The organism is Shewanella sp. c952 (assembly GCF_019654975.1).
Lineage (GTDB): Bacteria > Pseudomonadota > Gammaproteobacteria > Enterobacterales > Shewanellaceae > Shewanella.
In genome coordinates, this window is sequence record NZ_BPEW01000011.1 from 117,512 (window position 1) to 123,758 (window position 6,247).

Sequence of the window (6,247 nt, forward strand, 5' to 3'; positions counted from 1 at the left end):
TCCATAGATACAAGCGCATCTATGGAGTACTTTTTAGCAAACGACTTTATCTTTCACTGCAAGACTCTGGGGTAAGCAGCTTACTTTGCAACATGTTTAACTGAGACAAGATGTCACTAAAGCGAGGACGCAGTGCAGGACAGGTTTGCAGACAATCATCAGCAAGCTGGCGTAACCTCACCACAATCTCAAGTTGTTCAGTTCGCTGCGTTAATCTGTTATCCAGCAGATCTTCAATTAAGCAAGCCAATGCCCTCACCTCAACACTCTCCATCGCCGCTTGCTGTAATCCAGGAAGTTGCTTCAAGTTAGATGAAGCACCGAAGTCACCAAAAAGCATATCAGCTTGGCTATTAATCATCGTGTTATGTGCATATACGTCACCATGACTAATACTATTTTGATGCAAATGAGTCATCGCTGCTGCCATTTGTATCAGCACTAACAAAACATGCTCCAACGACAGCTCCTGACCTTTAACAAAGGTGTCTCTAGTGCAAGTATCGAGTGAAGGTGGCAGACCAAGATTTGCAAAAGAGCTAGGGATAAGCTCCATCACGAGTCCAAGCTTGCCTGCATCTTTGATTTGAGCGACGACTTTAATTAGATTGTCTTGTGCGCCAGCCTGTAAGCAGCATGCAAGCTCATCAGACGGATAACCATCACTGGTCACTTCACCTTTAAAAAGCTTAACTGCGATATTAGCTGCAGTGCCTTTAAGTGACTGGGGCTGATTAAGCCACTTAGCACTGTAGATAACGCCTGACGCACCTTGGCCTATCACTTGACCTAACTGAATATCAGCTAAAGGCGCCGACAGCATTGCTTCGCTCGACTTTGCATTGATTAAGCTTGCTTTATTGTCAGCGCACAAAGGATTACCCGCTAAGGCTAACCAAGCAAGTTTCGGTAATTGAAACAACCAATCTGGAAATTGAGTAAACTCATTGGCAGACAGGCGAGCCAACTCCAAATTTGAACAATTAGCCATACTAATAGGCAAAGCGCTTAGCTTGTTACCCGCTAACGCTAGCTTTTGTAATCGAGTAAGTGAACCTATATCTTCAGGCAACGAAGTTATCTGATTATCAGTCAAAATAAGCCAACGAGTCTGCACGGGCAGCGAGCCTGTAGCAACCGTTTTCAGCTTATTGGATTTAAAGCTTATCATCTCTAATTGAGGACAAGCAGCTATGACTGCAGGGACTTTTTCAAACTCATTACCAGTTAAGAACAGTAGTTTTAGTTTAGTTAAACAGGAAAAATCACTTGGGAGCTGAGAAAGCTTATTCCCGGAAAGATCTAGCACTTCTAAAGAATCGGCAAGAGTAAGAATAGCCTCTGGAAACTCAGTTAACTCCTCTGTAATAGTGAGTCGTTTTATGCCTTTTAGTTCACCTGAAGCGAGTTGTGCCAAAGTATGCAAAATCTACTGCCTTTATTATTTATAATCGAAGAATCAAAATGGCGGCAATGGTAATACATCTCCAGTTAATGAGAAAGCTGTGATTAGAACTAAACCGATAATGGATATAGATAGTCCTAATAGATAGTCCTTATAGATAGCCCTAACAAATAGTCCTAACAAATAGTCCTAACAGATAGTCCTAACAGATAGTCCTTATAGATAGCCCTAACAAATAGTCCTAACAGATAGCTCTGCTTTAAGCTGATCCATATTTACTTTATAACGTATTGCTTTAGCATGAGTTAAGTCTGCTAAAAAGGCAGTTGAGGTTGAGTCATAATGAAAAACAAGCAAACCGCTAAAGTTCCAACAAGTCGCCTATCTCGATTCTCCTCTCTAGGAGGGTTAGCCTCTCGGTTAGCTGGCAATGTCATCGTTGCAGGAGCAAAGAAGCTAAGTCAGGGTCAAAAGCCGTCGCTCAACGAATTAGTGATGACTCCACAAAATATCACCCATATGGCCAATAAACTGGCGGAACTTCGCGGCGCAGCAATGAAGGTGGGGCAGATGTTGTCGATGGACTCTGGAGAGCTACTACCTAAAGAGTTAAGTGACATACTCTCTAAACTGCGTTCTGATGCTAAAGCTATGCCTCATAAACAGTTAATAACAATTCTCAAATCAAATTGGGGTGACGATTGGCTCGATCCTTTTGCGCACTTTGAACTATCTCCATTTGCTGCGGCCTCTATTGGACAGGTTCATTTAGCAACATTAAGCACAGGCGAAAAACTGGCAGTAAAACTGCAATACCCAGGGATCCGCAATAGCATTAACAGCGATATTGATAACGTTGCGACCATACTCAAATTATCTAACCTTATTCCAAGTAACGTTCAGTTTGACCAGCTACTAGACGAAGCAAAAAAACAGTTACATGTAGAAGCCGATTACCATAGTGAGCTAATAATGCTGCTGCGGTTTCAATCCTTTATAGGCAACGGACAGATCGATGGAAATAACTTCGTCATACCGCAAGTTTACCCATCGCTGTGCAATCAGAACATTCTAGTGATGGAGTTTATCGAAGGGCAAAGTATCGAATCAATAGCTACACTTGCACAGCCTATCAGGGATGAAGTCGCGATTAGACTGTTCGAACTGTTTTTCAAAGAGCTATTTTGTTTCAAGCTTATGCAAACAGACCCCAACTTTGCTAATTATCAATTTCAAATCACTAGCGGCAAATTAGTATTACTCGACTTTGGCGCCAGCCGAGTTATTCCCGACGCTTTATCGGAGCAATATAGGCAGCTCATGTCAGCCAGTATTACCGATAATAGATTGGCAATGGAAAGTGCAGCTCAGGGTATAGGGTTCTTCCAGGATTCAATTACTGCAACGCAGAAATCTCTGGTACTCGATATTTTCTATATGGCCTGCGAACCGCTACGGTTTGATGGCGAATATGACTTTAGTCGCAATACCTTAGCCAGCAGGATTAAAGAGGCAGGTATGGCGATGAGCATGCAGAGCAATGAGTGGCATAGCCCACCAGCCGATGCTATTTTTATCCACCGAAAACTAGCTGGCTTGTATTTATTAGCAACGAGAATAGGCGCTAAAGTCAACGTTAAACAGCTATTTGAAAATCTTTGATTGAACATTAACTGGGGGCAGCTGACCTTGCAAGCCTATTTGTTGTTCGATTTTTACCGTAAGGAATAATGCTTTTAGGGCAAGGTTTGAGCGATGATGCTTAGCGAGCTAAGTAAAAAGCGCGTAACGCATTGAAACGAAACCTAAGCGCCGCGCTTCTTGGCTATTTTTATAGTGTTACAGGTTATTTGTGGATACTGACTAAACCACATAATCTCTACCTTGTTAAAATAGTCAATAAACTGCGGCAAAAATAACCATGAAACATCAAAAGCCCCTAATAGCTAACTCTACTTAGACTGATATTTAATCGTGCGCTCGGTTTTTAAAAGCTCTTGCCCTTGGGTTATCGCCATCACCGCTTTTGATTTAAATTCACGTCGATACAGGGTCACCACAACAAAGACACTCGCAACAATAAGCAACAGGGGATGAAAAAACCAACAGAGCGCCGCCATGGCAAAATAGTAACAACGCAGTCCGTAATTATAGGAGTGCGCAGCTTGATCTTGTACTACGGCCATCTGCTTAGCATAGCGACGTAAATTTTCATTTAGACCGTCTTTATCATAAGGTGCAGCGCCAATCATCACATTGAGAAAACCATACTGGCGCATCGACCAAGTAAACTGGAAAAAAGCCATTACGAAGATGAAAGTTAATACACCCAGCTTGACCTGCACCAATGCATGATTTGGATCCGCGGCATAAGGAATAGAAGCAATGACGGCTTCTAAGCGCTCAACTTGAGCAAACAGTGTTAACACACCGGCAAGCACTAGCATGGTTGTGCTAGCGAAAAAGGAGATGTTACGTTCAAGGTTCGCCAGCAATGCCGCTTCACCGACTCTGATTTCTCGGCTGATCAGCTCGTACATCCAATGGATCCGATGTTGATGCAAACAGCGAGCAATACAGTTAGTCGTTTTAGCCTTACTTTTAGCAAAACGAGCATAGCCAACCCAGCTAATAATAAAGCTCAAAATCGCTATCATATCTAGCACTGAAATAGTCATAACACTCTCAAAGAAATTGGTTAATGCAGCATTTACATTGGCTACGAACTAGGTTTTTAGTTTACTTTCGAGATCTGAACTGACGATTTTCAAAGCTGCTAATGCGACTTCTGGAGCGATGTTATTGGATTCAAAAAGAAAAATAAGGTCCACAGCTAACTTTACCTCTGCTGGTGCTGCAGCCAATCCCGACTCATTACTATCACTCACGCATTTATCCCCACTAAATTCAGTCAACAAATATCACCCCATTTTATAGCAGTTCTATTCTAACTGGCTTTGAATTAAAAAACAGGTTGAAAAAAGAGGCTAGAGTCGCAGCTACGTTTAGCTGCTGCTTGTACGATTTAGGGGAAATCCAATTTGATTTAATCATTAGCAACGAGCTCTAAGGCAGGAGCCGTGCTAAAAGTCTTTAAGCTAGCATGTATCTTAAATAACTAGTGCTTGATCATGACTTCCAACAATGCTGTCTTTTCGAGTGGTTTGTGAAAGAAATAGCCTTGAATACTGTCGACCTCTTTTTCACTGACAAAAGCCAGTTGAAGATGGCTTTCGACCCCTTCAACCGTAACATCTAAATTCAAAGCCCGACTTAACGCAACCACAGCAGAAACTAAAGCCGCCTGCTTTTTATCGTTAACATCTCTAATGAAGCTTTTGTCTATCTTAATAATATCTACAGGAAATTCACTTAAATAGGATAAAGATGAATAACCCGTACCAAAATCATCAATTGCAATTTTGATCCCAAGCTCACGTAATTGGCTTAAAGAGTTAATCAAATGCACCTGCTCTTTCATTAGCAACGATTCGGTAATTTCTAAGGTTAGCTTATGAAAAGGGAACCCTTCAGGGCGAATTTTGGTTGCTGTTTCAGTAATTGAATTAATTAGACAGTCTTGGAGATCATGGGACCAAAATTCAAATGTAGAGACATTAATAGACATCCCAACATCCAGTCCTAGCGCTTCAAATTCAAGTAACGTTTTCATGGCCTCAACACGCACCCAACGCCCTAATTCAATAATTAAACCACTTGCTTCTGCTGCTGAAATAAACTCGTCAGGCCTGACTAATCGGCCATCATGTCGCCAACGAACGAGAGCTTCGACATGGCGAATTTTATGTTGTTTGGCACACACTATTGGCTGGTAGTGCAATTCAAATGCATCATTTTCAATCGCCAACTTCAGTGCATTAGTTAATTCTGCCGTTCTCTCAGCATCTGATTGCATCTGATCATTAAAAAAGTGAAACTGGTTTCGACCTTGCTCTTTGGCGCAAAATAACGCTTGATCGGCACAGTTCAGCAGCTGCTCTAAGCTACATGCATCTTGAGGAAATCGGCTAATACCAGCACTCAATCGAGTAAACACCCGTTGATGAGAATCTAGCAAATATTCTTGTGAAACGACTTGGTTTAGTTGCTGAACTAACTTTGACAACACCTCGGGGCGCACTTCATCAGGAATAATGAGCGCAAACTCATCCCCACCAAGTTGCCCTAAAACGTCGTTCTTTCCCATGCAGGCTTTAATTCTTTCAGCGACTTGAATTAGGACTTCATCTCCGAGTTTGTGGCCTAAGCTGTCATTGATCTGTTTGAAATTGTCCAAATCCATCAGAATAAAGCTGAAGCAAGCATTTGGATTCAGTGTTGACATTTTGATCTGTTGTTCAATTTTCTCAAACAGATGTGGTCGATTCGCTAATTGAGTTAACGGATCAAACTTTGCCTGATAATGAATAATTTCAGCAGCTGATTTCTTATCGGTAATATCAGCAAAAATCCAAGCGTAGGAAAATTCGGTCTCACCTGTATCTTTAAATGCAGTAACATTCACATCGGCGCAAAATATACTGTTGTCAGCTCGGCGGCCTAATAACTCACCTTGCCACGCGTTACCTGTTTTTATCTGCTGAAACAGCTCAATGAGCTCTTCCTTGGAGGATTCTCCAAAGACAAGCTGTGGTGCAAACTCAGAAAGTTCAGATTGAGTGGAACCGAGTGTATTAAAAAATGAAGGGTTGGCATCTGACGAATCCCCACAAAAAGACAAATAGAAATAATGAGATAGGAAAAATAATAAGGAACATTCATGGCATTTGGTGATCAAATTTATCGCCAAACAAAAATTACCACGAGTAAATGCCATGAATG

5 protein-coding genes are annotated in these 6,247 nt (G+C 41.7%); 1 reads left to right on the forward strand and 4 read right to left on the reverse strand.

Translation table 11 applies throughout. The features are described 5' to 3' along the window. Positions 1 to 46: 46 nt before the first annotated feature. A complete protein-coding gene (locus K5R16_RS10090) occupies positions 47 to 1,426 on the reverse strand; it encodes a leucine-rich repeat-containing protein kinase family protein (RefSeq protein WP_220737430.1) in 1,380 nt (459 codons plus the stop codon). A gap of 321 nt (positions 1,427 to 1,747) precedes the next feature. Here K5R16_RS10090 and K5R16_RS10095 point away from each other — a divergent pair, with 321 nt between their 5' ends. Beyond that, positions 1,748 to 3,067: an AarF/ABC1/UbiB kinase family protein gene (locus K5R16_RS10095; protein ID WP_220737431.1), complete on the forward strand. Its 1,320-nt coding sequence runs from the start codon at positions 1,748 to 1,750 to the stop codon at positions 3,065 to 3,067. Positions 3,068 to 3,357: 290 nt separating this feature from the next. Here the strand turns inward: K5R16_RS10095 and K5R16_RS10100 are convergent, their stop codons facing one another. From K5R16_RS10100 to K5R16_RS10110, 3 genes are all read right to left on the reverse strand, one after another. Further along, entirely contained in the window at positions 3,358 to 4,083 is a 726-nt protein-coding gene (locus K5R16_RS10100; RefSeq protein ID WP_220737432.1) for a DUF599 domain-containing protein, read from the reverse strand. Positions 4,084 to 4,131: 48 nt separating this feature from the next. Next, on the reverse strand, positions 4,132 to 4,293 hold the full coding sequence (gene rsmS / locus K5R16_RS10105) for a pleiotropic regulatory protein RsmS (protein ID WP_220737433.1): 162 nt from the start codon (positions 4,291 to 4,293) through the stop codon (positions 4,132 to 4,134). A 230-nt stretch (positions 4,294 to 4,523) separates the two neighbouring features. Beyond that, on the reverse strand, positions 4,524 to 6,247 hold a 1,724-nt coding region (locus K5R16_RS10110; RefSeq protein WP_220737434.1), incomplete at its 5' end, for a bifunctional diguanylate cyclase/phosphodiesterase.